The 26,248-nt window shown below is 70.5% G+C and carries 24 protein-coding genes and 5 tRNA genes; 14 read left to right on the top strand and 15 right to left on the bottom strand.

Annotated features, from left to right (window positions below):
* Nucleotides 1-53 precede the first annotated feature (53 nt).
* On the top strand, nt 54-1,502 hold the full coding sequence (locus tag ASC99_RS42170; RefSeq protein ID WP_369824340.1) for a 1-phosphofructokinase family hexose kinase: 1,449 nt from the start codon (nt 54-56) through the stop codon (nt 1,500-1,502).
* On the opposite strand, the gene ASC99_RS20920 is transcribed toward ASC99_RS42170, so the two are convergent.
* The 3 genes from ASC99_RS20920 to ASC99_RS20930 all read right to left on the bottom strand — a co-directional run bounded on the left by ASC99_RS20920 (nt 1,495) and on the right by ASC99_RS20930 (nt 3,458).
* A complete protein-coding gene (locus ASC99_RS20920; RefSeq protein ID WP_057234301.1) occupies nt 1,495-2,256 on the bottom strand; it encodes a DUF4239 domain-containing protein in 762 nt (253 codons plus the stop codon). The two genes, ASC99_RS42170 and ASC99_RS20920, sit on opposite strands and share 8 nt — an antisense overlap.
* 306 nt (nt 2,257-2,562) lie before the next feature.
* Nucleotides 2,563-2,635: transfer RNA gene (locus ASC99_RS20925), tRNA-Lys, on the bottom strand.
* Between the two features lie 121 nt (nt 2,636-2,756).
* Entirely contained in the window at nt 2,757-3,458 is a 702-nt protein-coding gene (locus ASC99_RS20930) for a DNA polymerase beta superfamily protein (RefSeq protein WP_255359263.1), read from the bottom strand.
* Between the two features lie 126 nt (nt 3,459-3,584).
* Between ASC99_RS20930 and ASC99_RS20935 the strand changes: the two genes are divergently transcribed.
* The 3 genes from ASC99_RS20935 (at nt 3,585) to ASC99_RS20945 (ending at nt 6,350) form a co-directional block, all read left to right on the top strand.
* Nucleotides 3,585-4,769, top strand: a complete 1,185-nt coding sequence (locus ASC99_RS20935) for a DNA glycosylase AlkZ-like family protein (RefSeq protein ID WP_057234305.1) — start codon at nt 3,585-3,587, stop codon at nt 4,767-4,769.
* A gap of 51 nt (nt 4,770-4,820) precedes the next feature.
* On the top strand, nt 4,821-5,570 hold the full coding sequence (locus tag ASC99_RS20940; RefSeq protein WP_057234307.1) for an SDR family oxidoreductase: 750 nt from the start codon (nt 4,821-4,823) through the stop codon (nt 5,568-5,570).
* Between the two features lie 66 nt (nt 5,571-5,636).
* A complete protein-coding gene (locus ASC99_RS20945; protein WP_057234309.1) occupies nt 5,637-6,350 on the top strand; it encodes a tyrosine-protein phosphatase in 714 nt (237 codons plus the stop codon).
* Nucleotides 6,351-6,366: 16 nt separating this feature from the next.
* Here the strand turns inward: ASC99_RS20945 and ASC99_RS20950 are convergent, their stop codons facing one another.
* The 4 genes from ASC99_RS20950 to ASC99_RS20965 form a co-directional block, all read right to left on the bottom strand.
* Complete coding sequence (locus ASC99_RS20950; protein ID WP_057234310.1) at nt 6,367-7,173, bottom strand: TIGR02452 family protein; 807 nt, start codon at nt 7,171-7,173, stop codon at nt 6,367-6,369.
* 101 nt (nt 7,174-7,274) lie between these two features.
* Nucleotides 7,275-9,554, bottom strand: coding sequence for a DEAD/DEAH box helicase (locus ASC99_RS20955; protein WP_057234312.1), 2,280 nt, complete (start codon nt 9,552-9,554; stop codon nt 7,275-7,277).
* A gap of 853 nt (nt 9,555-10,407) precedes the next feature.
* On the bottom strand, nt 10,408-10,776 hold the full coding sequence (locus ASC99_RS20960) for a CrcB family protein (protein ID WP_057234498.1): 369 nt from the start codon (nt 10,774-10,776) through the stop codon (nt 10,408-10,410).
* Nucleotides 10,773-11,189, bottom strand: coding sequence for a CrcB family protein (locus ASC99_RS20965; protein ID WP_082598510.1), 417 nt, complete (start codon nt 11,187-11,189; stop codon nt 10,773-10,775). Before ASC99_RS20965 ends, ASC99_RS20960 begins: the two co-directional genes overlap by 4 nt.
* Before the next feature lie 96 nt (nt 11,190-11,285).
* On the opposite strand from ASC99_RS20965, the gene ASC99_RS20970 reads away from it, so the two are divergent.
* The 4 genes from ASC99_RS20970 (at nt 11,286) to ASC99_RS20985 (ending at nt 12,039) form a co-directional block, all read left to right on the top strand.
* Nucleotides 11,286-11,627 carry a metallopeptidase family protein gene (locus ASC99_RS20970; protein ID WP_057234316.1) on the top strand — a complete coding sequence of 114 codons (342 nt, stop codon included), beginning with the start codon at nt 11,286-11,288 and terminating at the stop codon, nt 11,625-11,627.
* 105 nt (nt 11,628-11,732) lie between these two features.
* Nucleotides 11,733-11,805, top strand: a tRNA-Glu gene (locus ASC99_RS20975).
* Nucleotides 11,806-11,864: 59 nt separating this feature from the next.
* Nucleotides 11,865-11,938 (top strand) — tRNA-Asp (locus ASC99_RS20980).
* Nucleotides 11,939-11,965: 27 nt separating this feature from the next.
* Nucleotides 11,966-12,039 (top strand) — tRNA-Phe (locus ASC99_RS20985).
* 60 nt (nt 12,040-12,099) lie between these two features.
* On the opposite strand, the gene ASC99_RS20990 is transcribed toward ASC99_RS20985, so the two are convergent.
* Nucleotides 12,100-12,882, bottom strand: a complete 783-nt coding sequence (locus ASC99_RS20990; protein ID WP_057234318.1) for an alpha/beta fold hydrolase — start codon at nt 12,880-12,882, stop codon at nt 12,100-12,102.
* Between the two features lie 104 nt (nt 12,883-12,986).
* On the opposite strand from ASC99_RS20990, the gene ASC99_RS20995 reads away from it, so the two are divergent.
* A complete protein-coding gene (locus tag ASC99_RS20995; RefSeq protein ID WP_057234320.1) occupies nt 12,987-13,514 on the top strand; it encodes a PadR family transcriptional regulator in 528 nt (175 codons plus the stop codon).
* A gap of 97 nt (nt 13,515-13,611) precedes the next feature.
* Here ASC99_RS20995 and ASC99_RS21000 read toward each other — a convergent pair whose 3' ends face one another.
* Nucleotides 13,612-13,815: a cold-shock protein gene (locus ASC99_RS21000; RefSeq protein ID WP_045694210.1), complete on the bottom strand. Its 204-nt coding sequence runs from the start codon at nt 13,813-13,815 to the stop codon at nt 13,612-13,614.
* A gap of 340 nt (nt 13,816-14,155) precedes the next feature.
* Between ASC99_RS21000 and ASC99_RS21005 the strand changes: the two genes are divergently transcribed.
* A complete protein-coding gene (locus ASC99_RS21005; protein WP_057234322.1) occupies nt 14,156-14,374 on the top strand; it encodes a hypothetical protein in 219 nt (72 codons plus the stop codon).
* 42 nt (nt 14,375-14,416) lie between these two features.
* Here ASC99_RS21005 and ASC99_RS21010 read toward each other — a convergent pair whose 3' ends face one another.
* Genes ASC99_RS21010 through ASC99_RS21020 form a run of 3 tightly spaced genes read right to left on the bottom strand, consistent with a single transcriptional unit; the run spans nt 14,417 to nt 16,742 of the window.
* Nucleotides 14,417-15,433, bottom strand: coding sequence for a hypothetical protein (locus tag ASC99_RS21010; RefSeq protein ID WP_057234324.1), 1,017 nt, complete (start codon nt 15,431-15,433; stop codon nt 14,417-14,419).
* Between the two features lie 47 nt (nt 15,434-15,480).
* The gene (locus ASC99_RS21015; protein ID WP_057234326.1) at nt 15,481-15,834 is read right to left on the bottom strand and encodes a WXG100 family type VII secretion target; all 354 of its coding nucleotides are present in this window, start codon (nt 15,832-15,834) and stop codon (nt 15,481-15,483) included.
* Between the two features lie 50 nt (nt 15,835-15,884).
* Nucleotides 15,885-16,742 carry a class I SAM-dependent methyltransferase gene (locus tag ASC99_RS21020; protein ID WP_063857146.1) on the bottom strand — a complete coding sequence of 286 codons (858 nt, stop codon included), beginning with the start codon at nt 16,740-16,742 and terminating at the stop codon, nt 15,885-15,887.
* Nucleotides 16,743-16,861: 119 nt separating this feature from the next.
* On the opposite strand from ASC99_RS21020, the gene hrpA reads away from it, so the two are divergent.
* On the top strand, nt 16,862-20,827 hold the full coding sequence (gene hrpA / locus ASC99_RS21025) for an ATP-dependent RNA helicase HrpA (protein WP_082598495.1): 3,966 nt from the start codon (nt 16,862-16,864) through the stop codon (nt 20,825-20,827).
* Nucleotides 20,828-20,975: 148 nt separating this feature from the next.
* A tRNA-Asp gene (locus tag ASC99_RS21030) sits at nt 20,976-21,049 on the top strand.
* A 346-nt stretch (nt 21,050-21,395) separates the two neighbouring features.
* Here the strand turns inward: ASC99_RS21030 and bldC are convergent.
* Both bldC and ASC99_RS21040 read right to left on the bottom strand, forming a co-directional pair.
* A complete protein-coding gene (bldC, locus tag ASC99_RS21035) occupies nt 21,396-21,602 on the bottom strand; it encodes a developmental transcriptional regulator BldC (RefSeq protein ID WP_014137253.1) in 207 nt (68 codons plus the stop codon).
* Between the two features lie 527 nt (nt 21,603-22,129).
* The gene (locus ASC99_RS21040) at nt 22,130-23,014 is read right to left on the bottom strand and encodes a hypothetical protein (protein ID WP_057234328.1); all 885 of its coding nucleotides are present in this window, start codon (nt 23,012-23,014) and stop codon (nt 22,130-22,132) included.
* Nucleotides 23,015-23,157: 143 nt separating this feature from the next.
* On the opposite strand from ASC99_RS21040, the gene ASC99_RS21045 reads away from it, so the two are divergent.
* Complete coding sequence (locus ASC99_RS21045; protein WP_057234330.1) at nt 23,158-24,333, top strand: Glu/Leu/Phe/Val dehydrogenase dimerization domain-containing protein; 1,176 nt, start codon at nt 23,158-23,160, stop codon at nt 24,331-24,333.
* A 360-nt stretch (nt 24,334-24,693) separates the two neighbouring features.
* A complete protein-coding gene (locus ASC99_RS21050; RefSeq protein WP_057234333.1) occupies nt 24,694-24,945 on the top strand; it encodes a DUF3073 family protein in 252 nt (83 codons plus the stop codon).
* A gap of 161 nt (nt 24,946-25,106) precedes the next feature.
* Here ASC99_RS21050 and purM read toward each other — a convergent pair whose 3' ends face one another.
* A complete protein-coding gene (gene purM, locus ASC99_RS21055) occupies nt 25,107-26,195 on the bottom strand; it encodes a phosphoribosylformylglycinamidine cyclo-ligase (RefSeq protein WP_057234335.1) in 1,089 nt (362 codons plus the stop codon).
* Nucleotides 26,196-26,248 lie beyond the last annotated feature (53 nt).

Consider the following 26,248-nt stretch of genomic DNA (forward strand, 5'->3'; position numbering starts at 1 on the left):
CCCAAATCGGGCTCAACCCGCAGCCGAGCAGCGCGCCCGGCCACCCGCTGGACATGACCGTCCAAGGCATCGTCAACTCCCCCTGGTTTCCCGCCGGCAGCACCCTGGACTTCGGCCACGGCACCCCGGCCGTCGTCCGCACCGGGACGGACGGCCTGGGCATGGCCCCGCACACCTCCGCGGCACCCGGGCGCTGGGCCGCCGGAGACTCGTCCGCGAACGGGATCTTCAACGGCGGTACCTGGGCCCTTCGTTCGACCGCCCAGGGCAGTGTGGCCGATGTGACGAAGGTGAACTTCGGCAACCCCGGCGACCAGCCCATCGTCGGTGACTGGCTGAGCAAGGGCCGCACCACTTTCGGCATCTACCGGCCGAGCATGGCGACCTTCGCCATGAGCGGTGCGTACGCAGGCACCTGGGGCATGGCCACCAGCTGTACTGAGCCCCGCTCCAACCCCGTGCCGCACAGGGCCCGCCGGACACTCCCGGCGGGCCCTTATTGCGCACTGATGCTTGAAAACGCTATAAAGCAAGCACATTCGAGCATCAGGAGCAGCCACGTGCCCAGCCAGACGATCCTGACCGTCACCCTCAATCTGGCCCTGGACGTCACCTACCACCTGGACGAGGTGCGGCAGTTCGGCAGCAACCGGGTCCGCGAGGTGAGCGCGCAGGCGGGCGGCAAGGGCGTGAACGTCGCCCGCACGTTGGCCGCCCTCGGGCACGACACGCTGGTCACCGGCCTGGCGGGAGGCGCGACCGGACAGGCGGTGGCCGCCGAACTGGCCGCCGCCGGCCTGCCCGCCCGACTGTTCACCGTGGCGGGCGAGAGCCGCCGCACCGTCGCCGTCGTGGAACAGCGGGCCGGCGACGCCACCAGCTACCTCGAACCCGGACCCACCGTCACCCCGGCGGAGTGGCAGGCGTTCCTGACCCACTATCAGTCGCTGCTGGCGGGGGTTGGCGTGGTGGTGCTCTCCGGCAGCCTGCCCGCCGGCCTGCCGCCGGACGCCTACCGCGTCCTCGGCGAACTGGCCCGGGCCCGGCAGATCCCGGTCCTGCTCGACGCCGAAGGGCCCGCCCTGCTGCACGGCCTGGCCGCCGGCCCCGCCCTGGTGAAGCCCAACCAGCACGAGCTCGCGGCAGCCACCGGCACCGCCGACCCGTTCGAGGGCGCCAGCCGCCTGCGCGCGCTCGGTGCGCTGGCGGTCGCCGCCTCGCTCGGCCCGGACGGCCTGATCGCCTGTACCCCGGACGGCAGTTGGCGAGCCACCCCGCCGGACCGCGTCCCCGGCAACCCCACCGGCGCCGGAGACGCGGCGGTCGCCGCACTCGCCGTCGGCCTGCTGCACGGCACCCCCTGGCCGGACCGGCTCCGGCAGGCCGTCGCCCTCTCCGCCGCGACCGTGCTCGCCCCACAGGCAGGCCGCTTCGACGCCGAGGCGTACACCCGCCTGCCCGACCTGGTCCAGATCTCTCACCTGCGGGCCGAGGTCAGATGACAGAGAATCGATTCAGCGCGAATTCCAGTGAATCGGGCTCCACGTGAATTCCCCCGCCGAAGGGGTGGTTCATGGCCGACAACAAGGTCAGTACGCTGGACAGCAGGAGCGCCAGCCCGCCGATTCCGAGGACCCCCGGCCAGGTCAGGGTCTGGATCTGGAGCGCGGACGTGGCCACCAGCAGCACGGCGGACAGGATCAGACCGATCCAGAGATAGTTGGGAACTTCCTGGGACACCGCCAGCATCCGCGCGCGCCGAGCGTCCCCCACTTCTCGGAGGGCCACCAGCGAATCCCGCGCGAAAGTCTGTTCCTGCTTGGATCCGCCCTCCGTGTCCTGCAGCACCCGACGCAGCTCGTCGTACAGTGCCTGGGCCCCCGGACTGGACCTGCCCTCCGCCATCGCCGGCCACTCCTCGTCGATCACCGTAGCCGTGTACCGGCGGGCCAGGTCACGCACCTCGGCGCGCGGCTTCTCCGACAGTGGCCGGGTCGCCCAGTAGAGGTTGACGAGGCTTGAACCCTCGCTGCTGACCTCGTCGGCGGCCTTGCTCAGACTCGCTCCGGCGGAGACGATCGAGAGGGCCAGGATAAAGCTGAACAATGTCCTGTTGAGGGCCGAAAAATGTTCGATTCCGTCCTGCAGGCCGGATCCTTCGCGCCAGCGCTGTGGAACATATCTGACCATGAGAAAAAGGGTCAGGATTGAGACGAAGACACATGAGGCGGCCAAGACGATCGCAGATAAGCTCATACGCCCATTCAACCCCACCGGAGCGCGCGAACTGCGGCGCGGAATCAGATATCCACTCCATTGAGTTCACCGAACCGACCGGAGTTTACCGACGGAACATATTCCGATGAATGCGCTCGACACCTGTCAGGTGGAGGAGGGGGACTCCCGTCCGGTGTTCGGCCATCGCACGCCAGGACGGCAACCCGGACCGTCGGCAGGTGGTCCGGCTCGGGCGCTGCCCCCGTGCCAACCGACTGGCGGCACCCGCCCTCGCCACTCCGACAGAAACCCCAGGCCAGAGACTGCCTGACCTGGGGTTGCGTGTGGGCCGCCAGGGGCTCGAACCCTGAACCTACGGATTAAAAGTCCGCAGCTCTGCCAATTGAGCTAGCGGCCCATCAGCCTGCGCCCCCGTCATACCTGGGCGCTGCCACCGAGATCTTACCCGGTGCCCCCTGCAGTCTGGCCAGCCGATTGCCGTACGCGCCGCGCCGCCTCCCCCGCGACCGCGTCGGTCGTCAGGCGACGGCGAGGTGGGCCGCCCGGACCCGGCGGAGCCAGGACTCCGCCGGCGCCTCGTCCGGCGCAGCCGGCAGGACACCGGGCCGGTCGAAGCGGCGCTCGGCGTCGGCGAGGAGCCCCACCGCGAGCTCCGGGCGGTCGGCGATCCGTTCGCCGAAAGCGCGGACCTCGGCCGGGTCGGCGAGCCGGATCTCCAGGAGGCCGGTCTCGTGCAGGGTGACGCCCTGGTGGACCAGACGGATCAGGTGGCGGGCGTGTTTGGCGGCCCGGGCCCGGGTGACCGGGTCGGTGGTGTCCCGGGTGGTCAGTTTCCTGAACTGCTGGGTGGCATAACCGAGATAGGAGTTCCTGACCGCGCGCTCGCTGAGGAAGCTGGTACGGATCGCGATCAGTTCCTCGCCGAGCGGCGTCCGCACTTCGTACAACTCCTCGGGCAGCCAGATCAGTTCAGATGCAGTCGGGTTGCCGCCGAGGGCGAGGCGGCACCACTTGGCCGCCTCGTGCAGGGTGCGGTCCGGTGTGGTGGTGACGTGCGACTCGGACGGGCGGTGCAGGCCGTGGAACTCCTCGGTCGGCGCCGCGAACAGGCCGAGCCGGTCGAGGTCCGAGCCCGCGTGCGCGAGCCCGTACGCGGTGGAACCGACGATGCCGGAGAGCAGGACGTGCATGGGGTTCGCCTCCTCGGCGGCCGCTGGCAGGTCACCGCAGTCTCCCGGCTCCCCCGACCCGGAGTCGAACGGTTATCGAGGGACGAAAGCGGGGCGCCCCGACCCGCCGGGGCGACGCTGCACCCGCCCGGGCCCGGACCCGCCGATACTGGCCCCATGGCGAACAGCGGGATCCCGACGGCGAAGCTCCGCGCCTGGTGGGCGCACCGGCAGTGGCTGGACGGCGGCCACCGGGGTGCCTCGGCCGCCGAGGTGCTGACGGCCACCGGCTGGGCCCGTTCGGTCGGCGGCGCGGGCCCGTACCTGGGACTGTTCGCCCGGGCCGGGCTGGACCGGGCGACGGTGGACGCGGCCGTGGCCGCACTGGAGGTGCACGAGCTGCCGTCCGCCCGGGGCTGCACGTACCTGCTCCCGGCGGCCGACTTCGCCCTCGGCCTGGCGGCCGGGGCCGCCACCCCCGAGAGCGATGTGGCGATGGCCGGGAAGCACCTCGGTGTGAGCCGGGACGAGATCGAGAAGCTCTGCCTCGCCATCTCCCAAGTCCTGTCCGATACCGAGCCGTTGGAGCCGACGGCGATCCGTGCGGCGGTCGGCGACGCGGTCCGCAACCTCGGCGAACCGGGCCGCAGACGCGGCCGGACCACCACCCTGCCGATCGCGCTCGGCCTGCTGCAGGCCCGGGGGCTGATCCGCCGAGTCCCCGTCAACGGCCGTCTGGACCAACAGCGTTACGGCTACGTCAGCTGGGACCAGCCGGTCCGTGGTTCGGCCACCGAGCTGGCCGAACGGTACTTCTCCTGGGCTGCCCCGGCCTCGATCAAGCACTTCCGCTGGTTCACCGGCTTCACCGCCGCCACCGCGAAGGCCGCCACCGCCCCGCTCGACCTGGTCGAACTCCCCGGTACCGAGCTGCTGATCCCGGCCGAACTCCTCGCCGAATTCGACGAGTTCAGCGCCCCAGCCACCCCGTCGTACACGCTGCTGGCCGGGATCGACGGCCTGCACCTGCTGCACCGCGACCTGCCCCGGCTGCTCGATCCCGCCGACGCCGAGCGCTCCTCCCCCGCTGCCAAGGGCAGCCGGGGCTTCGGCGGCGAGGCCGACCCGCAGAGTCACCTGGTGGTGGACCGGGGCCGGATCGTCGGGATCTGGGAGTACGACACCGAGGCGGGCGAGATCGTCCACCAGCTCTTCGTGCCACCCGACGAGGCGCTGCGCGAGGCGGTGGCGCGGGTCGAGACCTTCGTCCGGGACCAGCTCGGTGACGCCCGCGGCTTCAGCCTCGACTCACCCAAGAGCCGCGCCCCGAAGATCGCCGCCATCCGAGCCGCCTCCCAGTAGCCCTGGCAGCCCCGCAACCACCCCCACCAGCTCATCGGTTACGGTCGGCCCATGAGTGATGAAGTGATCCTGATCACCGGCGGCGGCCGAGGCATCGGCGCTGCCACCGCGCTGCTCGCCGCCGAGCGCGGCTACCGAGTGTGCGTCAACTACCGCACCGACGAGGCCGCCGCGGCCGGTGTGGTGGAGCGGATCGAGGCGGCCGGCGGCAGCGCGCTCGCGGTCCGGGCGGACGTCAGCCGCAGCGCCGAGGTCGAGCGGCTGTTCCGCACCGTGGACGAGGAGTTCGGCCCGCTCACCGCCCTGGTGAACAACGCCGGGACGCTGGAGAAGCAGGGCCGCCTGGACGAGTTGGACGAGGACCGGCTGGCCCGGATCTGGACGGCCAACATCACCGGCCCGTTCCTCTGCGCGGGCGCCGCCGTCCGCCGGATGTCCACCCGGTACGGCGGCCGGGGCGGGGCGATCGTCAACGTCTCCTCCGCCGCCTCCCGGCTCGGTTCGCCCAACGAGTACGTCGACTACGCCGCCTCCAAGGGCGCGTTGGACAGCATGACCACCGGCCTGGCCCTGGAGGTCGCCGGCGAGGGCATCCGGGTCAACGCCGTCCGGCCGGGCCTGATCCACACCGACATCCACGCCCTGGGCGGCGAACCCGCCCGGGTCGACCGGGTCGGCCCGCTGCTCCCGATGGGCCGCGGCGGCCGCCCCGAGGAGGTCGCCGAGGGGATCCTCTACCTGCTCTCGCCCGGCGCCTCGTACGTCACCGGCGCCTTCCTCGACCTGGCCGGCGGACGCTGACCAACTGCCCACCGGGTTGCCGAAATTCGCCCTTCCCCCCGTGTCGTGCACGCTACCGTGACGGCCATGACGACCGACCGTGAGTTCGACGCCGCGTCCACCCTCGTCGACGTACCCGACGTGCAGAACTTCCGCGACGCGGGGGTGGGCGGGCTCCGCACCGGCCTGCTGTACCGCTCCGGCTCACTCAACCGGATGACACCGGACGGCGCCCAGCGCCTGAAGGGCCTCGGCGTCCGGACCGTCATCGACCTGCGCACCGCGGCCGAGCTCGCCGTCTGGCCCGACGAGCGCCACGGGCTGACCTACCGGCTGCACCACCTCCCGCTGGTCCCCGACAACGACGGCTCGAAGCCGACCTGGCCGGCCACCCAGGCCGAGGCCTACCCGTTCATGGCCGAGGTCGGCGGCCCCGCCGTGGCCGGCACCATTCGCCGGCTGGCCGAACCGGACGCCTTCCCCGCAGTGATCCACTGCGCCGTCGGCAAGGACCGCACCGGCCTCACCATCGCCGTCATCCAGTCGCTGGCCGGCCTCTCCGACGCCGAGATCATCACCGACTACCTCCGCTCCAACCCGAGCCTCGGCCTCGACCAGGGCCCGGTCCCCTACACCGACGAACACGGCCAACAGCAGTTCACCCACGCCGTCCGCCCCGAGAACCTCCGCGCCGCCCTCACCCGCATCCACGACCTGCACGGCTCCATCCCGAGCTACCTCCACTCCCACGGCGTCACCGACGACGAGCTCGACACCCTGCGGGACGCCCTCCGCCCCTGACCTGCACCGCGGTAGGTCAGCCCCCGAACCGCGCCTCGAAGGCGGCCCGGTTGGCCGACACCGGCGTACGGTCCCAGACCGCGAACACCACCCGGGTGAAGGTCCCGCCGTACTCGGCCAGTGCCAGCGCGAAGGCGTCGGCCACCTCGGCCGGGTCGTTGCGGAAGACGCCGCAGCCCCAGGCCCCGAGCACCAACTCCCGTACCCCGTGCGCCGCGGCAACCCCGAGCACCCGCCCGGCCCGCTCCACCAACACCGCCCGGACGTCGACCGGCCGGCCCTCCGAACGGAGCGTCAGCTGCCCCGCGTTGGGTGCGGGCGAGGTGAGGAACGAGACGGCGTACGGCTGCCGGAGCAGCTCGCGTCGGTCGTCCCGGATCACCGGTACCGCCGGGGACCAGATCACCCGGTGGCTGTAGTGCAGGTCGCCGGAGGCGCGGTGCGCCTCGTAGTAGTCGGGTGCGGCCAGCAGGCAGTGGTAGAGCAGGGCGCTGCGGCAGAGGTCCTCCTCCTGCGCCTTCGCCCCGCGCAGGTAGCCGCCCCCCGGGTTGCGCGCCGAGGCGAAGTTGAGCACCGCGACATGCGAGCCGCCGTCCTCGGTCAGCCGGCGCGCGGCCTGCATGCTGCCCTCGGCCGTCACCTCCGGCACCCCGCCGAAACCTCCGGTGGCCGCCGGCCGATGTGACGGACCGTACGACACCGTCCCGGCCCGGGCAGCGGCCAAGAGCCCGCCCACCTCGACCTCGACGGCTCCGACCCGGTAGCTCCCCCGCTCGGCGATCTCCTCGTTCACGGTGGCCACTTCGTGCAGTCTGCTGCTCATGCCGAGGACGCTAGCGACACCTCGCGTCCACGGCACACGAATAAACCGAACGGGCCCGCCCCACCGAAGTGGAGCGGGCCCGTCTCAGGAGCTACCGAGCGTCAGTTCTTCCAGCGCGGCTTGTTGCGGTCGCCGCCACCGTTGAAGCTGCCGCCACGCGAGTCGCGGTCGCCACCGAACGAACGGCCACCGGAGGGGCGGTCATCGCGGTTGAAGCCACCACCGGTGCCGCCGGACTGCGGACGGCCACCGGAGCGGTGGTCGTCGCGGCGGGCGAACGGACGGCTGCCGCCACCACGGTTGTCGCGGTCACCGAAGGACGGGCGGTCACCGAAGGAACGCGCCGGACGGTCGCCACCGAAGGAGCCACCCGAGGGGCGGTCGTCGCGGTTGAAACCACCGGTACGCGGGGCACGGTCATCGCGGTTGAAGCCACCCGAACGGCCACCGGAGGGGCGGTCGTCGCGGTTGAAACCACCGGTGCGCGGGGCACGGTCGTCACGGTTGAAGCCACCGGTACGCGGGGCACGGTCATCGCGGTTGAAGCCACCGGAGCGGTTGTCCCGGTCGCCACCGAAGGAACGGCCACCGGAGGGGCGGTCGTCGCGGTTGAAGCCACCGGTGCGCGGGGCACGGTCGTCACGGTTGAAGCCACCCGAACGGCCACCGGAGCGGTCGTCACGGTCGCGGTTGAACCCGCCACGCTGCTCGCGGTCACCACGGTCACCACGGTCACCGTACGAGGGACGCTCGTTGCGCGCCTCGCGGTAGGCGGGGGCGCGGTCGGCCTCGACGGCAGCCGGCGCGGCGACGGTCTCGGCAGCCTCGCCGCCCTCCGACGCCTCGTCAGCGACGGTCTCGACGACCGGCTCGTCCTCGATGCCCAGCTCGGCGCGCTCGCGAGCGGCCCGGGCGGCCAGGCGGTCGGCCTCCTCGCGCAGCTCGTTGGCGCGACGCTGCGCACGCTCCAGCGTGCGCGTCATGTCGGCGACCTCACGCTCGGCGGCACCGGCGATCCCGGCGGCCGACTCGGCCTGCACCTCGACCAGCGAGCGGGCGCCGGTGATCCGGGCCACCTCGGGGTCGAAGGCGTGGTCGAGGATGTGACGCGAGGCGTCCACGCCCGCGTCCTCCATCAGACGGAAGACGCCGCGGCGCTGGTGCGGCAGCACCAGGGTGACGACGGCACCCGAGCGGCCCGCGCGAGCGGTCCGGCCGGAGCGGTGCAGGTAGTCCTTGTGGTCACCGGCCGGGTCGACGTTGAGCACCAGGTCGATGTCGTCCACGTGGATGCCACGGGCGGCGACGTCGGTGGCGACGACCACGTTGAGGTAGCCGTCCTTGAAGTCGCCGAGCACCCGGGTACGGGCGCCCTGGGTCATCCCGCCGTGCAGCGCGTCGGCCTTCACACCGGCCTCGATCAGCTGCTCGGCCACCCGGTCGGCACCCATCTGGGTACGGACGAAGATGATCGTGCGGCCCTTGCGGGCGGCGATCGCGTTGGTGATCGGGGCCTTGTCCTTGGGCTTCACCACGAGGATGTGGTGGCTCATGGTGGTGACGGCGCCCTGGGCCGCGTCGACCTCGTGGGTGACCGGGTTCTTCAGGTAGCGCTTGACCAGGCTGTCGATCTCGTTCTCGAGGGTGGCCGAGAACAGCAGGCTCTGGCCGCCGCTCGGGACCTTGTCGAGGATCTCGGTGACCTCGGGCAGGAAGCCCATGTCGGCCATCTGGTCGGCCTCGTCCAGGACGGTGACCATGACCTCGTCGAGCTTGGCGGTGTTGCGGTTGATCAGGTCACGCAGCCGGCCGGGGGTGGCGACCAGGACGTCGACACCGCGCTCCAGCGCGTAGATCTGGTTGGACATCGAGGTGCCACCGCAGACGACCTTGAGCTTGAGGCCGAGCACCGAGCCGAACGGCTCCAGCGCGTCGGCGACCTGCATGGCCAGCTCGCGGGTCGGGACCAGGATCAGGCCACGCGGATGCTTGGGCTTGGTACGGCCCTCGGCGGCGGCGATCCGGGTCAGCATCGGCAGACCGAAGCTCAGGGTCTTGCCGGAGCCGGTACGGCCACGGCCGAGGACGTCCTTGCCGGCCAGCGCGTCCGGGATGGTCGCGGCCTGGATCGGGAACGGGGTGACGACGCCGCGCTTGACCAGGGCCCGCACCACGTCGTCGTGCAGACCGAGGTCGCCGAAGGTGATGGTGGGCTCGGCGTCCTCCGCGGCGGTCTCCTCGACCAGCTCGGCGGAGTCGTCGATGGAGTCGTCCAGGACGGAGTCGTCGAGGATCTCGACATCGGGGGTCTCGACCAGGGTGTCGAGGGCGTCCGAACCGTTCGCGGGCATGGCGAAGCGGTCGTTGTCAACGAGGGACATGCAAAACCTTCCGGAAGTGGCACGCGCCAAAGTCCGGGGTTCTGTTTACAAACCGCCTCTATGCGGTCAGCCACCGAATCGCCGGAACGCGCCAAGGGCGCCAGGGGATTTCAGGGCGCCAATCAAATGAATCAAAGTAACGATCTACCACCATACGGCAGCCTCTGTATCTAAGGCAAACCTGCTGGCCAGACCGCTATTGCCCGGCGGAACTGGGGCTCGGCGCCGCAGATCCGGGGTCACTCACCGAGGGTACCGGAGAGCTCGGGACAACCGGGCTCGGCGAGGGGCTCGACGCATCGCTGGGCGAGGGCTGCGGGTGACTGCTCGGCCCGGCCTCCGTACCGCCCGAACCCGGCCTGGGGCCGTTGGCCGTACCGCTGGGAGCACCGCTCGGCGACTCGCTCCGCCCGTTCTGGGCGGGCGCCCCGGGCGGCGGGGTCATCCCCGGCACGGCGGGTGTGGCTTCGATCACCCCGGCGGGCGTGGACGGGCTCGCGCCCCCTAGGTGCTCCACCCGCTGCCCGCTGCTGCCCCGCCCCGGCAGGTGCGCCCCGCTCCCGCTCTTTCCGGGCGAGCCGCTCCGACCCGCCGGAGCATTGCTCGGCAAAGTGTCGGCGGAGCCACCACCGACCGACATACAGCCCGTCAGCCCGGCTCCCGCCAGGGCCAGTACGAGCACTCCGGCAACCTGCCGCCCCGTCCGCATCCGCACCACCGCCACCTGGGCACCTCCCCTGCTCACCAGCCGCGCCCGGCCACCTGTGGTGACCAACGCGCCCCGGCCCGGCAGGACACGGCCCGGCAACCGATCTCCGCAAGCCGCGCCCCCACCCGCCGGGCTGACGCCCGGTCAGAACGCCCCGGACAGCCCGGACCCCACCCAGACCGCGCCGATCCCGGCCACCAGCGTGGCCAGCACATAGCCCACCGCCCGCCCCCGCGCTCCGCCCTCCACCAAGCGCAGCACGTCGTAGGAGAACGTCGAGTACGTGGTCAGCGCCCCGCACAGACCGGTGCCGAGCAGCAGCAGCCCGCGTGCCGAGCAGATCCCGACCAGCAGCCCGAGCAGTAGCGAACCCAGCACGTTGACCGTCAAGGTGCCCCAGGGGAACCCGCCACCGTGCCTGGTCCGCAGCAGCCAGGCCCGCAGCAGCAGGTCCGTCAGATACCGCGCCGGAGCGCCGACCGCGGCCCCGACGGCCACCAGCAGCCAGTTCACCGGCGCACCGCCGGCCACCGCACCGCCAGCCGCCGGGTGACCGCGCTCCCGGCCCAGACCGCCGCCAGCGCGGTGACCAGCGTGCCGCCGAGGTAGGCCAGCGCCAGGGCCGGCTCGCCGCCCGTCACCAGCCGGTGCCCGTCGACCGCGTACGTGGAGAAGGTGGTGAACCCGCCCAGCACCCCGGTGCCGAGAAACGGCCGGACCAGCCGATGGGGCGTCAGCACCTCGGTGACCAGCACCATCAGCACTCCCATCGCGCCGCAGCCGGCCACGTTCACCAGCAACGTGCTCCAGGGGAAGGCGAGCGGGCCGGCCGGCCAGAGCAGCCCGGCCCCGTACCGTCCGCAGGCACCGATCACCCCGCCCAGGGCGACCACCCCCAGGACCGGCCCCTCACCCCGCAGACTCACCCGATCGCTCAGCACCGGTCCAGTGAATCACCGGCAATCACCGGCGCCGGTGATCTGGCACCGCGTCACCTCACACCCGACAATGAGGCGGTGGACATGACCCGGGACGAGTTCGAAACGCTGGTCGCCGATGCCCTGGACCAGATCCCGCCGCAACTCGCGGCGATGATGGACAACGTCGCCATCTTCGTGGAGGACGAGCCCGACCCGGCGGACCCCGAGCTGCTCGGTCTGTACGAGGGCACCCCGCTCACCGAGCGCGGTGAGTGGTACGCCGGCGTCCTGCCCGACCGGATCATCATCTACATGGGCCCGACCACCCGCCGCTGCGAGACCCACGACGAGATGGTCCAGGAGGTCCGCACCACGGTCATCCACGAGGTGGCCCACCACTTCGGCTTCGACGACCATGAGCTGCACGAACTCGGCTGGTCCTGAGCCCGCCCCCGATTCGGACGGCCGAAACCGTTTTGGCGTTCCCGCCCGGCATCCCATATGCTTCTCACGTCCCCGACCGCTGCTGGTCAGCCGGGCGGGCCGCAAGCCCTCATCGTCTAGTGGCCCAGGACGTCGCCCTTTCAAGGCGGTAGCACGGGTTCGAATCCCGTTGGGGGCACGGCAGTACCGTAGTAAAGTCGGCGTCGCAAGATGCCGAAGCGGATGCGCTCCGCACGAGGTCCTGTGGAGCAGTTGGTTAGCTCGCCACCCTGTCAAGGTGGAGGTCGCGGGTTCAAGTCCCGTCAGGATCGCTCGTCTCGCAAGAGACGGTGCAGTACGGCCAGGTAGCTCAGTTGGTACGAGCGCCCGCCTGAAAAGCGGGAGGTCGCCGGTTCGACCCCGGCCCTGGCCACAACTGCCGAAAGCCCCCGGTGAGTTCACTCACCGGGGGCTTTCCCGTGGGCGGCACCGCTCAGCCCGCCGCGCTCCCGGCGAAGGAGTCCGCGACCGCGCGGGCGAAGCCGTCGGGATTGTCGAACATGATGTTGTGCCCACAGCCGGGCACGGCGGTGACCCGTACTCCCGCCTCCCGCAGCCGGTCGGCACCCGCGGGCTCGCCGTCGGCTGCCGGATGGAGGAAGCTGCGCGGGACGGGCAGTTCGAGCAGCAGCTCACGCAGGCCCGGCGTGCCGCCCAGGGCCCGCGAGGCCGCGCTGCGGTGCAGCGCCTCCCGGCCGGCCAGGCGCATGGTCGCCCACCAGAGCGGACCCACCCGCTCGCGCACCGCACGCCACCCGCCGTCGAGGAACTCGCGCTCGGAGTAGGCGAGCAGACCGCTGCTGTTGGGGTGTGCGAGCTCGGCGGGCGTGACCGGATCGAGGCCGGTGTCGACCAGCACGAGGCCGGCCACCAAGTCCGGGTGACGGGCCGCCAGCACCACGGCCACCGCGCCGCCCATGCTGTGCCCGACGACCTCGGCACCGCTCACCCCCGCGCTGCGCAGTGCCACCGCGACCGCGTCGGCGTGCGCTTCGAGGGTGTAGGGGAAGGCGATGGGACGGTCGCTGATGCCGAAACCGAGCAGGTCGAGCAGCAGGGAGCGCCGGCCGGCCAGCTCCGGATGGGCCACCGCAGCAGCGAAGTACACCGGCGAGCTGGCGCCCAGCCCGTGCAGATAGACCCGGGCCGGTTCGGCGCCGGGGATCTCCACCCAGCGCAGGTGGTCGCCGTCGGGGGTCACGAGGGCATGCCGCATGGCCGTCTCCTTCTCTGGTCGTCCGGGTCCGGCGAGCACCATACCTCGTAGTCGAGGTATCTCGGAAGCGTTATACGGACCGGCGGATCTGGAAGAGTGGGGACATGCTGAAGCTCGCGATTCTCGGCCTCCTCCAGGAGCGGCCGCTGCACGGCTACGAGCTGCGCCGCCACCTCGCCGCGCTGACCGGACACGTTCGGCCGATCAGTGACGGCACGCTGTACCCGGCGATCAAGCGGCTGGAGACGGCCGGGCTGCTGATCCGGGAGACCGAGCCCGGGACGGCCGCCGCCCCCCGGCACACCCTGCATCTCACCGAAGCCGGCCAGGCGGCCCTGCTGGCACGGCTGCGGGCCCCCGAAGAGTTGGACATCACCGACGAGAACCGGTGGTTCACCGTGCTGGCCTTCCTCCGCCAACTGGGTGATCCCGCCGAGCAGGCCGCCGTACTGCGCCGCCGGCTCGCGTTCCTCAACGAACCGGCCAGCTTCTTCTACGACGGCGAACGGCCACTCGGCGCCGAGGAATTCGACGACCCGTTCCGCCGCGGTCTGCTCCTGATCGCGCGGGCCACCACCCAGACCGAGCTGAGCTGGCTGACCGAGACCATCGCCGAGTTGGACGAGCACTGACCGGGCCGGAAAACAGCGCAGCCCCCGAGTGAAGCACTCGGGGGCTGCGACATGCTGCCCCCGGCCGCCGAAGCGGCCGTACGGGCATGGGTCCTACTTAGAGCGGGCGAATGTTCTCCGCCTGCGGGCCCTTCTGGCCCTGGGTGACGTCGAACTCGACCTTCTGGCCCTCGAGCAGCTCACGGAAGCCGTTGGCGTTGATGTTCGAGTAGTGGGCGAACACGTCAGGACCGCCACCCTCCTGCTCGATGAAGCCGAAGCCCTTTTCCGAGTTGAACCACTTCACGGTGCCATTAGCCATTTAAAACTCCTTCAGGGGACTGTCCAGAGCTCACACTTCGCAAGCTCCGCGTCGCCGTGATGGGCCCGCCCGGAGTAAAGAGCCGGGAAACAAAAAACGCGCCTGCGGTCACAACCAGCAGGCGCACACAAGTTCATGGGAACCACAACTGCAACTACCACGACTGTAGCAGGGTTCGCGCCAGTGCGGAGGGATCCGACGCGCCCAGTCTTCGAGGCCTCCCCGAGGGGTCCGACGCCCGGCCTGCTACGGCAGCGAAAGGTCCATGATCCAGAAAATCCGAAAATCCGTTACCGGGCGGCAGGTCCCAGCGCCCGGATTTGGGCGCATACTGACACGGATGACGAATTCAGCGCCACGGCGCCATCTCCCCACCAGCCCCTTCCGCCCCGCGCCCACGCCGCAGATCAAGCGGTTCGCCGTCGGCGATCGGGTCTCCCACGACGAGTACGGCCTGGGCCGGGCCATCGCCGTCGAGGGCGAGCTTGCGGTGCTCGTCGACTTCGGCTCACGGCAGGTGCGCATCACTGCGCCCTTCGCCAAGCTCTTCCTGCTCTGACCTCGGTCGGTCACCGCCGTGTGGCGGTGACCGACCGACGGCTCAGAGATCCTTGCGGCGGTAGAAGCCGTACCGGTTGTCCATCGTCGACACCCGGGAGACCGTCCCGGCCTGGCCGGCGTTCTCGATGGCGATGTACTTGGTGTGCTCGGCGTTCGCCCACCCTCCGAAGAGGATGGTGTGGTCGCCGTTGATCAGCGCGTCGCCCGGCTGCAGATCGCCCTTGCTGATCTTGTACGAGTACTTGTCGGTCATCAGCGCGTCCGTGTTCGGACCACCGTAGGAGCCCGGCGGGATGCCCCAGGCCGCGCTGACGAAGCCCGAGCAGTCCACCCGGTAGCCGGCGGTGATCGCGCCCTGGCTGTAGCCGAGCTTCATGTCGACGCGCTTCATCGCCCGCTCGAGGATCTCCTTGCGCTCCTCCGACAGACCGTCCATCTTCGGCCGGACCAGGGCGCCCTGACCCTCGCCGTTCCTCGGGTGCTTCTTACTGTTGCCGTTCCAGTCTTCCCAGCTGTCGCCGTTGATGTACTTCACACCACGGTCGTCGGTGGTGTGGTCGCCGAACTTCCCGTGGTCCCCGTCACCCTGGTGCCTGCCGCCGCCACCCGTGTTGCCGCCCCCGCCGGTGTTGCCGCCGCCGCCCTTGTCCTTGCTGTTGATCCGGGTCGAGCCGCCGTCACCCTTCGGCTGGGCGTTCTCGCGCTGCTTCATCTCCTCCTGGATCTTGCGGTCGGCCTCGGCGTACTCCTTCATCACCGCCTTGATCTTCTCGGTGTCCTCGGAGATCGCCTTGGTCAGCTTCGCCTTGGTCTCCATCAGGTGCCGGGCCCTGGACTCCACGTCCTTGGCGTCCCGGAGCACGTCGAAGGCGATGCCGAAGCCGACGATGCCGGCCAGCGGGCTGGCGGCCAGGTCGACCGCGACCGCCTTCGCCAGGGTTTCCTGGATCTTGCCGAGCTTCTGCTGCATCTCGGCCATCCGCTGACTGACCTGCTGCCAGTCCTGCTGGATCCTGCCGAGTTCCTGCAACTGCACGCCGAACTGCTCACCGGCCATGGTTCCCCGTCCCCGTTGTCCTCGTGATGATCTTCTGCCGGTGGGCGTCAGAAGCTGGCCAGGCGTTCGACCGCCTTGCTCAGCCCGTCCAGTTCGTCCGCCACCCCGGCCATCTCGCGGACCCGGCCCTGGGCGTGGTTGGTGAACGCGTCGGCGGCGGGGCCGTGCCAGGTGAGCTTGCCGAGCGCCGAGTTGACGTCCGTGCTGAGCTTGTCGAACTCCTTGCCGAGGTCGGCGAGTTCCTTGGCGATCTGGCGCAGTTCGTCCTCGCCGCCGCCGAACATCTCGCCAAGGGCCCAGCGGGCGATCTCGGCGGGTGCCATGACGATGTCCTTGACCACCTTGGCACCTGCCCCGACCAGGTCCTTGGCGTCGTCCCATGCTTCGCTGATGAAGTTCAAAGTGGCTCCCCCGGAACCTCGTACCTGCAGGATGACAATCCGTCAAAAGGCTATCCGAACACCTGAGTCCCGGGGAGTCCGCCCACCACCCGGACTCCGGCCGGTCCACGCACGCCGCTCGCCAGCACGGCGCACGCTTCGAGGACGAGCCGTCCGTCCGCGTCCAGCCGGTCCGCCACCAGGCGGTCGTACGCCCGCTTGAGCGCGGCCAGCACGGACTCCGGCTGGGTGCTGACCACCAGGCCGATGTTGGCCACGCCGCCGGCCGGGCCGGCCCACCAGTCCTCCGGGTCGACCCGGTACGTCCAGCTCAGCTCGGCGGCCTCGACCTGCTGCCAGCCCGCCTCGGTGAGCAGCCCGGCCAGCCCCTCCGGCGTCCGTTCGAAGGCGACCGGGACGGACGGGAAGAGCGGGCGCTCCACCGCGACCGCGTCCAGCACCTCGCCGAACAGGTCCATAGCCCGGTTGGCCCCGCCGTGCCAGAGCGTCACGGCGCCCCGGCCGCCGGGGCGGACCACCCGGCGCAGCTCGGCCAGCGCTGCCACCGGGTCAGCCACGTGGTTGACCACGAAGTTGGCCGTGACCGCGTCGAACTCACGGTCGGCGAAAGGGAGTCCGGGCAGCAGGGCGTGCGAGACCGGCACCTCGGGCAGCCGTTCGGCGGCCACCTTCACCATCTGCGGCTCACCGTCCACCGCCGTCACCGTCGCGCCCAGGGCCAGCGCGGCGGCGGCCACCGAGCCGGTGCCGGTGCCGACGTCCAGCAGTCGCAGGCCGGGGCCGGCCGCCACCCGGTCGAGCAGGGCCGGCACCGCGCCCGCGCAGAGCCCCGCGAAGCCCCGGAGGTAGGCGGCCGGCACGCCGTCGCCGGACCACATCCGGCGCTCGTGCCTGTCGAAGTCCTGCATGTCCACCCCTCACGTAGTCCTGCCGCAGCCTACGACGGGGCCGGTCGAACGGTCTGTGACACTGGAGGTGCTCGAAAACCGAGGTGCGCCCGCCCGCCCCTCCTTGCGAACCTAGAGGGATGTCCGCAGTGAGTTCTCCCCAAGCCCAGCCCACCGATGTACCCACCGTCGGGGAGCTGGCCGCTCGGCTGCCCGAGCTGACACTGCGTGACCAGCAGCGGATCGGCCGTCGACTGGACGGGGCGCGCCGGGTCCGCAAGCCGGAGGCCCGCGACAAGATCGCGGCCGAGCTGGCGGTGGACATCGGCCGCGCCGAGCTCCGGGTCGAACAGCGCCGGAACGCGGTGCCGGTGATCACGTACCCGGCCGAGCTCCCGGTCAGTCAGAAGAAGGACGACATCCTGGCGGCGATCCGGGACCACCAGGTGGTGATCGTCGCGGGTGAGACCGGCTCCGGCAAGACCACCCAGATCCCGAAGATCTGTCTGGAGCTGGGCCGCGGGGTGAAGGGCCTGATCGCCCACACCCAGCCGCGCCGGATCGCGGCCAGGACGGTGGCCGAACGGGTGGCCGAGGAGCTGCACACGCCACTCGGCGAGGCGGTCGGCTGGAAGGTCAGGTTCACCGACCAGGTCGGCCCTGACACCCTGGTGAAGCTGATGACGGACGGCATCCTGCTGGCCGAGATCCAGACCGACCGGGAGCTCCGCCAGTACGACACCCTGATCATCGACGAGGCGCACGAGCGCAGCCTCAACATCGACTTCATCCTCGGGTACGTCAAACAGCTGCTGCCGCGCCGCCCCGACCTCAAGGTCGTGATCACCTCGGCGACCATCGACCCGGAGCGGTTCGCCAACCACTTCGGCGACGCGCCGATCATCGAGGTCTCGGGACGCACCTATCCGGTCGAGGTGCGCTACCGCCCGATCCTGGAGGAGGGCGAGGAGGACACCGACCTGGACCGCGACCGCGACCAGGTGCAGGCGATTTGCGAGGCGGCCCAGGAGCTGCAGGCCGAGGGGCCTGGCGACATCCTGGTCTTCCTCTCCGGCGAGCGGGAGATCCGCGACACGGCCGACGCGCTCAACAAGCTGAACCTCAAGTTCACCGAGGTGCTCCCGCTGTACGCCCGGCTCTCCTCGGCCGAGCAGCACCGGGTCTTCCAGCGCTCCAACAGCCGCCGGATCGTACTGGCCACCAACGTGGCCGAGACCTCGCTGACCGTTCCCGGCATCAAGTACGTGATCGACCCGGGCACCGCCCGGATCTCCCGGTACAGCCACCGCACCAAGGTGCAGCGGCTGCCGATCGAGGCGGTCAGCCAGGCCAGCGCCAACCAGCGCAAGGGCCGCTGCGGCCGTACCTCGGACGGCATCTGCATCCGGCTGTTCTCGGAGGAGGACTTCCTCGCCCGCCCCGAGTTCACCGACCCGGAGATCCTGCGCACCAACCTGGCCTCGGTCATCCTCCAGATGACGGCGGCCGGCCTCGGCGACATCGCCGCCTTCCCCTTCCTCGACCCGCCGGACTCGCGGAACATCAAGGACGGCGTCAACCTGCTGCACGAGCTGGGCGCACTCGATCCGGCCGAGAAGGACCACCGCAAGCGGCTCACCCCGCTCGGCCGCAAGCTGGCCCAGCTGCCGGTCGACCCGCGGATGGCCCGGATGGTGATCGAGGCCGACCGGCTCGGCGTGGTCCGGGACGTGATGGTGATCGCCGCCGCGCTCTCCATCCAGGACCCGCGCGAGCGCCCGGCCGAGAAGCGCCAGGCGGCCGACGAGCGGCACCGCAGGTTCAACTCGGAGACCTCCGACTTCCTGGCCTTCCTGGCGATGTGGCGGTACGTCAAGGAGCAGCAGAAGGAGCTCTCCTCCTCGGCCTTCCGCCGGATGTGCAAGTCCGAGTTCCTGAACTACCTGCGGATACGGGAGTGGCAGGACATCTACACCCAGCTGCGCACCGTGGCCAAGCAGCTCGGCGTCACGATCGAGGAGCCGCACGAGGACGCGGAGCCGGACGCCGACCGGATCCACCAGGCGCTGCTCTCCGGCCTGCTCTCGCACCTCGGCCTGTTCGACGTGGAGAAGCGCGAGTACGCCGGCGCCCGGGGCGCGCGCTTCGCGGTCTTCCCCGGCTCGGGGCTGTTCAAGAAGCCGCCGCGCTGGGTGATGTCGGCCGAGCTGGTGGAGACCTCCCGGCTGTGGGCCAGGATCAACGCCAAGATCGAGCCCGAGTGGGTCGAGCCGCTGGCCGAGCACCTGATCAAGAAGAGCTACAGCGAGCCGCACTGGGAGAAGAAGGCCGGCGCGGTGCTGGCGTTCGAGAAGGTCACCCTCTACGGGATGCCGATCGTCGCCCAGCGGAAGATCAACTACGGGAAGATCGACCAGGAGCTCTGCCGCGAGCTGTTCATCCGTAACGCGCTGGTCGAGGGCGACTGGGAGACCCATCACCAGTTCTTCGGCGAGAATCGCCAACTCCTCAGCGAGGTCGCCGAGTTGGAGAACCGGGCCCGGCGCCGGGACATCCTGGTGGACGACCAGACCCTGTTCGACTTCTACGACGCCCGGCTGCCCGAGGACATCGTCTCCACCCGGCACTTCGACGCCTGGTGGAAGAAGGCCCGGCACGACCAGCCGGACCTGCTGAACTTCGAGAAGTCGATGCTGATCAACGACTCGGCGGACGGCGTCACCGAGGCGGACTACCCGGACTACTGGCAGCAGGGCAAGCTCCGGTTCAAGCTGACCTACCAGTTCGAGCCTGGCAGCGACGCGGACGGCGTCACCGTGCACATCCCGCTCCCGGTGCTCAACCAGGTCACCGCCGAGGGCTTCGACTGGCAGATCCCCGGCCTGCGCGCCGAGCTGGTCACCGCGTACATCCGCTCACTGCCCAAGGCGCTGCGCCGCAACTTCGTACCGGCCCCGGACTTCGCCGGCAAGGCACTGCGGCTGGTGAAGGACCGTCAGGAGCCGCTGCTGCCCACCCTGGAGCACATCCTCAAGCGGATGTCGGCGATCACCATCCCGCCGGAGGCCTGGGACGACGAGCGGGTGCCCGACCACCTGCGGATCACCTTCCGGGTGGTGGACGGCAAGAAGAAGCTGGCCGAGTCCAAGGACCTGGAGGAACTCCGGCTCGGGCTCAAGCCCAAGCTCAAGGAGACGCTCTCCTCGGCCGCCTCCGGCCAGGGCATCGAACAGACCGGCCTGACCACCTGGCCGGCCGGCCTGCCGGTGCTCCAGCGCACCTTCGAGCAGCGCGCGCGCGGCCACTCGCTGCGGGCCTACCCGGCGCTGGTGGACGAGGGCGACTCGGTGGCGATCCGGCTCTTCGACACGCCCGAGGCCCAGCAGCAGGAGATGTGGGCGGGCACCCGGCGGCTGCTGATGCTGAGCATCAACTCCCCCGCCAAGTCCATCCAGCAGCGGCTCGGCAACCAGGCCAAGCTGGCGCTCTCGTACAGCCCGCACGGCTCCATCCCCGCTCTGTTCGAGGACATCGTGGCGGCCGCCACCGACCGGCTGATGGCCCTGCACGGCGGACCGGCCTGGGACGAGGCGTCCTTCACCAAGCTGTACGACAAGGTCAGGGCCGACCTGTACGAGCTGTCCGCCGACACCACGCTGAAGACCGCCACCGCGCTGATCGCCTTCCACAAGGCGTCCAACCGGCTGAAGAGCGTCTCCAGCCCGGTGCTGCTGACCGCCGTCAACGACGTCCGGCTGCATCTGGCCTCGCTGGTGCACCCCGGCTTCGTCACGGCCACCGGCTGGCAGCGGCTGCCCGACCTGAAGCGCTACCTGCTCGCGGTCGACCGCAGACTGGAGGCGCTGCCCAACCACCCGCAGCGCGACCTGCTGCACCTGCACAAGGTCCAGCAGGTGCAGGACGCGTACGGCGACCTGCTCGCCAAGGTGCCGGCCGGCCGGGAGCCGTCGGCCGAGCTGCGGGCGATCCGCTGGATGATCGAGGAACTCCGGGTGAGCTTCTTCGCGCAGGGTCTCGGCACCCCGACGCCCGTCTCGGAGAAGCGGATCCTGAAGGCGATGGAGGCGGCCGCCGCCGGGCTGTAGGGCCTCTCTTTCGGATCACGCCGGCCGCCCGGCGTGATCCGGAAGAGAGGCCCGGGAGCCGGTTCGACCTGGGGGCCCGGGATGCAGTACGATCTGTCTTGTTCGCGAGCGAGAAGCAGACGGACAAGACAGATCGCAGTAACACTCTGGTCCTGTGGAGCAGTTGGTTAGCTCGCCACCCTGTCAAGGTGGAGGTCGCGGGTTCAAGTCCCGTCAGGATCGCCGTTCGAAAGAGGCTCGGAGCCATCAGGCTCCGGGCCTCTTCGCGTTTCCCGCTGATCGGGCGTCAACTTCTACGTCACGGTAGGTCTAGACCACAAGATAACGCCGCTGTGATGGTCGTCACTTATCTTTTCCTGAGGCCGGACAGGTCGGACACCCCTGCAGGGGTTGCTGATTTAATATATAAAATTGCACACGCATTACCCCTCTTTCCCCCCACCCCACACGGGCCCCAATAGGAACACTGCATTCCGGGCAAGCCGAAAGGGGCCGCTTCCCCGACCCGGCGGAGTCAGGGATGCGGCCCCTTGCAGTGAGCTGGCGAAAAGGCCCCGAAGGGGCCTTCTCAGGCTTCGGTGCGCTGTGCCGGAATACCGGCCAGCAGTGCGCGCACCTCCGCCTCGCGATACCGGCGGTGGCCGCCGAGAGTGCGGATGGACGTGAGCTTGCCCGCCTTGGCCCAGCGGGTGACCGTCTTGGGGTCAACGCGGAACATGGTGGCGACCTCTGCCGGCGTCAGCAGGGGCTCGGCGTCAGGGGTACGAGCGGTCATGAGCGGCCTCCTCGGGAGAACCGAACCAGGGCGGTTCTATCCTTCAAATTCTGCACCTTGGCCCGCGATGCCCGAAATGGCATAGACGGGCCGAGTCGGTAATAGGACGAACGGCTTGTCCTGGTGTCTACAACTACACCATTCGTCCAGCCCCATCGGCCAAACCGCCAAAATTGACCCCTCACGGGTTCAAGAGCGACGGATGGCCATGGACCGTCCCATAGCGGACAGTCACCAATCGGTGACAAGCGGTTATGAGAGGACCAGACCCTTCGTTTCCCCGCAAAACAGGCACTACTCCCAGATCCACCCAGAAGTGGACACATCTGAGTGAACTTGGGCTGGTTGTCCCATTTTTACACATAGGCGTAAGTAAGCGTCAACGGTGAGTAGTGTCACGTTCGAGGGGTATTGACCCGAACCGGGACCTTCGTCCCGGACCCCAGGCCCAAAGGTCCCAACCATCATCGCCTGCCGCACTGACACCTGCCCCGACCGGGCCTGACGTCTCGTCAGTGCACCCCGCGTCAGCTCGCGTAGCGGAGCGCGTGCACCCGCCGCCAGCGCTCGGTCACGGTCTCGTACATCCGGGCCGCCTCCCGGCCGTCCCCGGCCCGCAGTGCGGCCACCCCCGCCTCGATCTCGCCGACCGAGTCCTCCTCGGCCAGCCCGGCGCCCAGCAGGTGCACCAGGCCGCCGTAGTCCAGCTCCACCAGCGAGCGCGGGTGGAACTCCTCCAACCACCGCCCCAGCTCCTCCACCCCACTGGCCAGCGCACCGCTCGGCACCCGCTCCCGCAGCGCCCGGTACACCCGGGCCACCCGGCGGCGGGCCTGCGACATCGGCGTCAGGTAGAACAGCGCGGCCGGCCGGTCCGGCGGACCGGCCGGCAGGAAGCAACGGTCCTCGGTGCCGAACGGCAGGAACCAGCGCACCGGCACCTGCCACCGGTTGGTCAGGATCCACGGCCGGTCGTCCGGATGGGCCGCCCGCCAGCGCTCCCGGTCGGCCTGCGCGGCCGCCCGGACCACAGGCGGCAGCACGGTGTCCAGCAGCGCCACCGGGAGCGACTCGGCCAGCTCCTCCATCGCCTGCCAGCTGCGCAGCCTGGTCGCCCACGGACAGACGTAGGTCACCCCGTCCAGCACCCGGACGAAGGCCCGCTCGCTCTCCCGCTCGGGCAGCGCCCGCGGCGTCCGGGCCAGCAGCTCGGCCAGCGCGCCCCGCTGCTCGGCCAGCACCGCCGGGGCCACCGCCTGGGCCGCCTCCACCGCGTCCGGCCCGTACCGGGCCGCGTAGGCCTGCCAGCGGGCCCGCTCCGGGCCCGGATAGGCGGCCAGCGGCTCGTACACGCGCAGATGGGCCGCGTAGGGCGGGAGCACCGAGGTACGCACAGCGGTCACATCCGGCATCGTCGCACGGGGGAGCCGACCGGGTACCCAGGACGGGGCTGAATCGTTGTGCCAAGGGGCAGAACGGGCCACAGCCCCGCGACTAGGCTTCGTCACAGGCGCCCACACCACAGCAGTGGGCCACAGATACTGGAGTCACCACAGTGACCGACGTACAGACTCTGTCCGCTTCGCACCCCGCACCCGGCGTGCTGAGCAGGATCTTCCGTACCGAGCAGGACGGCGCGCCGAACGACGGCCACGAGCAGGTCGTGCTCTGCCACGACCGCGCCTCGGGCCTGAAGGCCATCATCGCCATCCACTCCACCGCCCTCGGCCCGGCCCTCGGCGGTACCCGGTTCTTCCCGTACGTCTCCGAGGAGGCGGCGCTGGAGGACGCGCTCAACCTCTCGCGCGGGATGAGCTACAAGAACGCGCTCGCCGGGCTCGACCTCGGCGGCGGCAAGGCCGTCATCATCGGCGACCCGAGCACGGCGAAGAACGAGGCGATGCTGCGCGCCTACGGCCGCTTCGTGCAGTCGCTGCGCGGCCGCTACGTCACCGCCTGCGACGTCGGCACCTACGTGCAGGACATGGACGTGGTGGCCCGTGAGTGCGACTACGTGACCGGCCGCTCGCCCGAGCAGGGCGGCGCCGGCGACTCCTCGGTGCTGACCGCCTTCGGCGTCTTCCAGGGCATGCGCGCCTCCGCCCAGGCCAGCTGGGGCCAGCCCACCCTGCGCGGCCGCCGGGTCGGCATCGCGGGCGTCGGCAAGGTCGGCCACTACCTGGTCGGCCACCTGGTCGCGGACGGCGCCACCGTGGTGGTCACCGACGTGTCCGAGGCCGCCGTGAACCGGGTCAGGGCCGCCTACCCGGACGTCGAGGTGGTGGCGGACACCGCCGCGCTGCTGCAGGCCCGGCTGGACGTCTACGCCCCCTGCGCGCTCGGCGGCGCGCTGGACGACCACACGGTCGGTGCGCTCGGCGCGGCCGGCACCGCGGTGGTTTGCGGCGCGGCCAACAACCAGCTGGCCCACCCGGGCGTGGAGAAGGACCTGGCCGGCCGCGGCATCCTCTACGCGCCGGACTACCTGGTGAACTCCGGCGGAGTGATCCAGGTGGCCGACGAGTTCGAGTCGCAGCACAAGGGCGGCTACAACTTCGACCGGGCCAAGACCAAGGCCACGAAGATCTTCGACACCACCCTGGAGATCTTCACCCGGGCCGCCGCCGACGGCGTGCCCCCGGCGGTGGCCGCCGACCGGCTGGCCGAGAAGCGGATGCGGGAGATCAGCGCGCTCCGCTCGGTGCTGCTGCCGGGCGCCCGGCAGAGCTGACCGTGGGCTGCGGGGGAGGTCCGCCTCCCCCGCATCACGATGTGGAACCGGATTCTCGATTGGTAGCCCGAACGGGCGATGCCGAGCCCCCGGTCGGGGGATAATCGGTCTTGGAACAACCGGCCTGGGCAGGCTCTGAACAGCCTGCGAAAGCCCGAAAATCCCCTCGTGACCTGGAAGGACCTGGTTTCGGGGGGTGGCAGTGCGCGCCACGTCACACCGGCGACGTACCGTTCGGCGGCGGAAACAGGTACCGTTAATGCTCCAAGGGACGGTTCTCCCACTTCGGGCAGACCGCTCCTGATCATGAACACGTGTCAGACTCGGGGCCGTGAGCCCCATCGTTGAGGGGGTCGACCCATGGGGCGCGGCCGGGCCAAGGCCAAGCAGACGAAGGTCGCCCGCGAGCTGAAGTACAACGGCGGCGGCTTTGACGCCAACCGTCTGTCCAGCGAGCTGGGTGTATCGCCCTCCACTGCTTCGATCAAGCCGGAACCGATCGAGGAAGAGGAAGAGGACGATCCCTACGCGGCGTATGCGGACCTCTACGCCGACGAGGATGACGACGCGGAAGCGGACGCCGGCAGTAGCCAGTCCCGCCGTCGCGCGTAAGAGCCTGACCTGACCGGCTCGGTACCCACGGGTGCCGAGCCGGTCTTCGGCGTTCCCGCGCGGCCGCGTGCGACGTGCGGACGGACGCGCGGACGTGAGGGCCCCGGAAACGCCTGAGGGCCCCCGGAGGGGCCCTCAGGACGGTGGGCTCAAGGCGGTGATCAGCCGATCTGGAAGCCCTCGTACGCGTTGTAGAGCGTCGCGGCGTCACCGTGCTCGTCGGTGCGGTCCACGATGTCGCCCAGCAGCCAGGCCTCCACGTCGCGGTCCTCCAGGATCGCGAGCACCGTGTCGACCGACTCCGGCGGGACCACGGCGACCATGCCGACGCCCATGTTCAGGGTCTTCTCGATCTCCAGGGCGGCCATCCTGCCGACCTTGGCGACGGTCTGGAAGACCGGCAGCGGGGACCAGGTGCCCCGGTCCAGCCGGGCGTGCAGGCCGGCCGGGATGACCCGGGCCAGGTTGGCCGCCAGGCCGCCGCCGGTGACGTGCGAGAAGGCGTGGATCTCGGTGGCCCGGGTGAGCGCCAGGCAGTCCAGCGAGTAGATCCGGGTCGGCTCGAGCAGCTCCTCGCCGAGGGTGCGGCCGAACTCCTCGACCTTGCGGTCCAGCTTCCAGCCCGCCTCGTTCAGCAGCACGTGGCGGACCAGGGAGTAGCCGTTCGAGTGCAGACCCGAGGCGGCCATCGCGATCACCACGTCGCCCGCCCGGACCCGCTCCGCACCGAGCAGCGCGTCGGCCTCGACCACACCGGTGCCGGCGCCCGCGACGTCGTACTCGTCCGGGCCGAGCAGGCCCGGGTGCTCGGCGGTCTCGCCGCCGACCAGCGCGCAGCCGGCCAGCACGCAGCCCTCGGCGATGCCCTTGACGATCGCCGCGACCCGCTCCGGCACGACCTTGCCGACGCAGATGTAGTCGGTCATGAAGAGCGGCTCGGCGCCGCACACGACCAGGTCGTCGACGACCATGCCGACCAGGTCGTGGCCGATCGTGTCGTGCTTGTCCATCGCCTGCGCGATGGCGACCTTCGTCCCGACCCCGTCGGTGGCGGAGGCCAGCAGCGGGCGCTCGTAGCGCTTGAAGGCGGAGGCGTCGAAGAGCCCGGCGAAACCGCCGAGGCCGCCGACCACCTCGGGGCGGTCGGCCTTCTTCACCCACTGCTTCATGAGCTCGACGGCGCGGTCGCCCGCCTCGATGTCGACACCTGCGGCGGCATAGGTGGCGCCGCTGCTCTCGTTGCTGGTCACTGCTGACGGCCCTCTCGGGTCGGGGGTGGTGGGACTGGCGTGGTCTGATCCGA

The organism is Kitasatospora sp. Root107 (assembly GCF_001424875.1).
In the GTDB taxonomy this organism is placed as follows: domain Bacteria; phylum Actinomycetota; class Actinomycetes; order Streptomycetales; family Streptomycetaceae; genus Kitasatospora.

Excerpts from the sequence above, each read along its gene's own strand:
- ASC99_RS42170 (WP_369824340.1), top strand. The coding sequence starts at position 54 with ATGACCGTCCAAGGCATCGTCAACTCCCCCTGGTTTCCCGCCGGCAGC.
- ASC99_RS20920 (WP_057234301.1), bottom strand. The coding sequence starts at position 2,256 with ATGAGCTTATCTGCGATCGTCTTGGCCGCCTCATGTGTCTTCGTCTCA.
- ASC99_RS20935 (WP_057234305.1), top strand. The coding sequence starts at position 3,585 with ATGGCGAACAGCGGGATCCCGACGGCGAAGCTCCGCGCCTGGTGGGCG.
- ASC99_RS20940 (WP_057234307.1), top strand. The coding sequence starts at position 4,821 with ATGAGTGATGAAGTGATCCTGATCACCGGCGGCGGCCGAGGCATCGGC.
- ASC99_RS20945 (WP_057234309.1), top strand. The coding sequence starts at position 5,637 with ATGACGACCGACCGTGAGTTCGACGCCGCGTCCACCCTCGTCGACGTA.
- ASC99_RS20950 (WP_057234310.1), bottom strand. The coding sequence starts at position 7,173 with ATGAGCAGCAGACTGCACGAAGTGGCCACCGTGAACGAGGAGATCGCC.
- ASC99_RS20955 (WP_057234312.1), bottom strand. The coding sequence starts at position 9,554 with ATGTCCCTCGTTGACAACGACCGCTTCGCCATGCCCGCGAACGGTTCG.
- ASC99_RS20970 (WP_057234316.1), top strand. The coding sequence starts at position 11,286 with ATGACCCGGGACGAGTTCGAAACGCTGGTCGCCGATGCCCTGGACCAG.
- ASC99_RS20990 (WP_057234318.1), bottom strand. The coding sequence starts at position 12,882 with ATGCGGCATGCCCTCGTGACCCCCGACGGCGACCACCTGCGCTGGGTG.
- ASC99_RS20995 (WP_057234320.1), top strand. The coding sequence starts at position 12,987 with ATGCTGAAGCTCGCGATTCTCGGCCTCCTCCAGGAGCGGCCGCTGCAC.
- ASC99_RS21000 (WP_045694210.1), bottom strand. The coding sequence starts at position 13,815 with ATGGCTAATGGCACCGTGAAGTGGTTCAACTCGGAAAAGGGCTTCGGC.
- ASC99_RS21005 (WP_057234322.1), top strand. The coding sequence starts at position 14,156 with ATGACGAATTCAGCGCCACGGCGCCATCTCCCCACCAGCCCCTTCCGC.
- ASC99_RS21010 (WP_057234324.1), bottom strand. The coding sequence starts at position 15,433 with ATGGCCGGTGAGCAGTTCGGCGTGCAGTTGCAGGAACTCGGCAGGATC.
- ASC99_RS21020 (WP_063857146.1), bottom strand. The coding sequence starts at position 16,742 with ATGCAGGACTTCGACAGGCACGAGCGCCGGATGTGGTCCGGCGACGGC.
- hrpA (WP_082598495.1), top strand. The coding sequence starts at position 16,862 with ATGTCCGCAGTGAGTTCTCCCCAAGCCCAGCCCACCGATGTACCCACC.
- bldC (WP_014137253.1), bottom strand. The coding sequence starts at position 21,602 with ATGACCGCTCGTACCCCTGACGCCGAGCCCCTGCTGACGCCGGCAGAG.
- ASC99_RS21040 (WP_057234328.1), bottom strand. The coding sequence starts at position 23,014 with ATGCCGGATGTGACCGCTGTGCGTACCTCGGTGCTCCCGCCCTACGCG.
- ASC99_RS21050 (WP_057234333.1), top strand. The coding sequence starts at position 24,694 with ATGGGGCGCGGCCGGGCCAAGGCCAAGCAGACGAAGGTCGCCCGCGAG.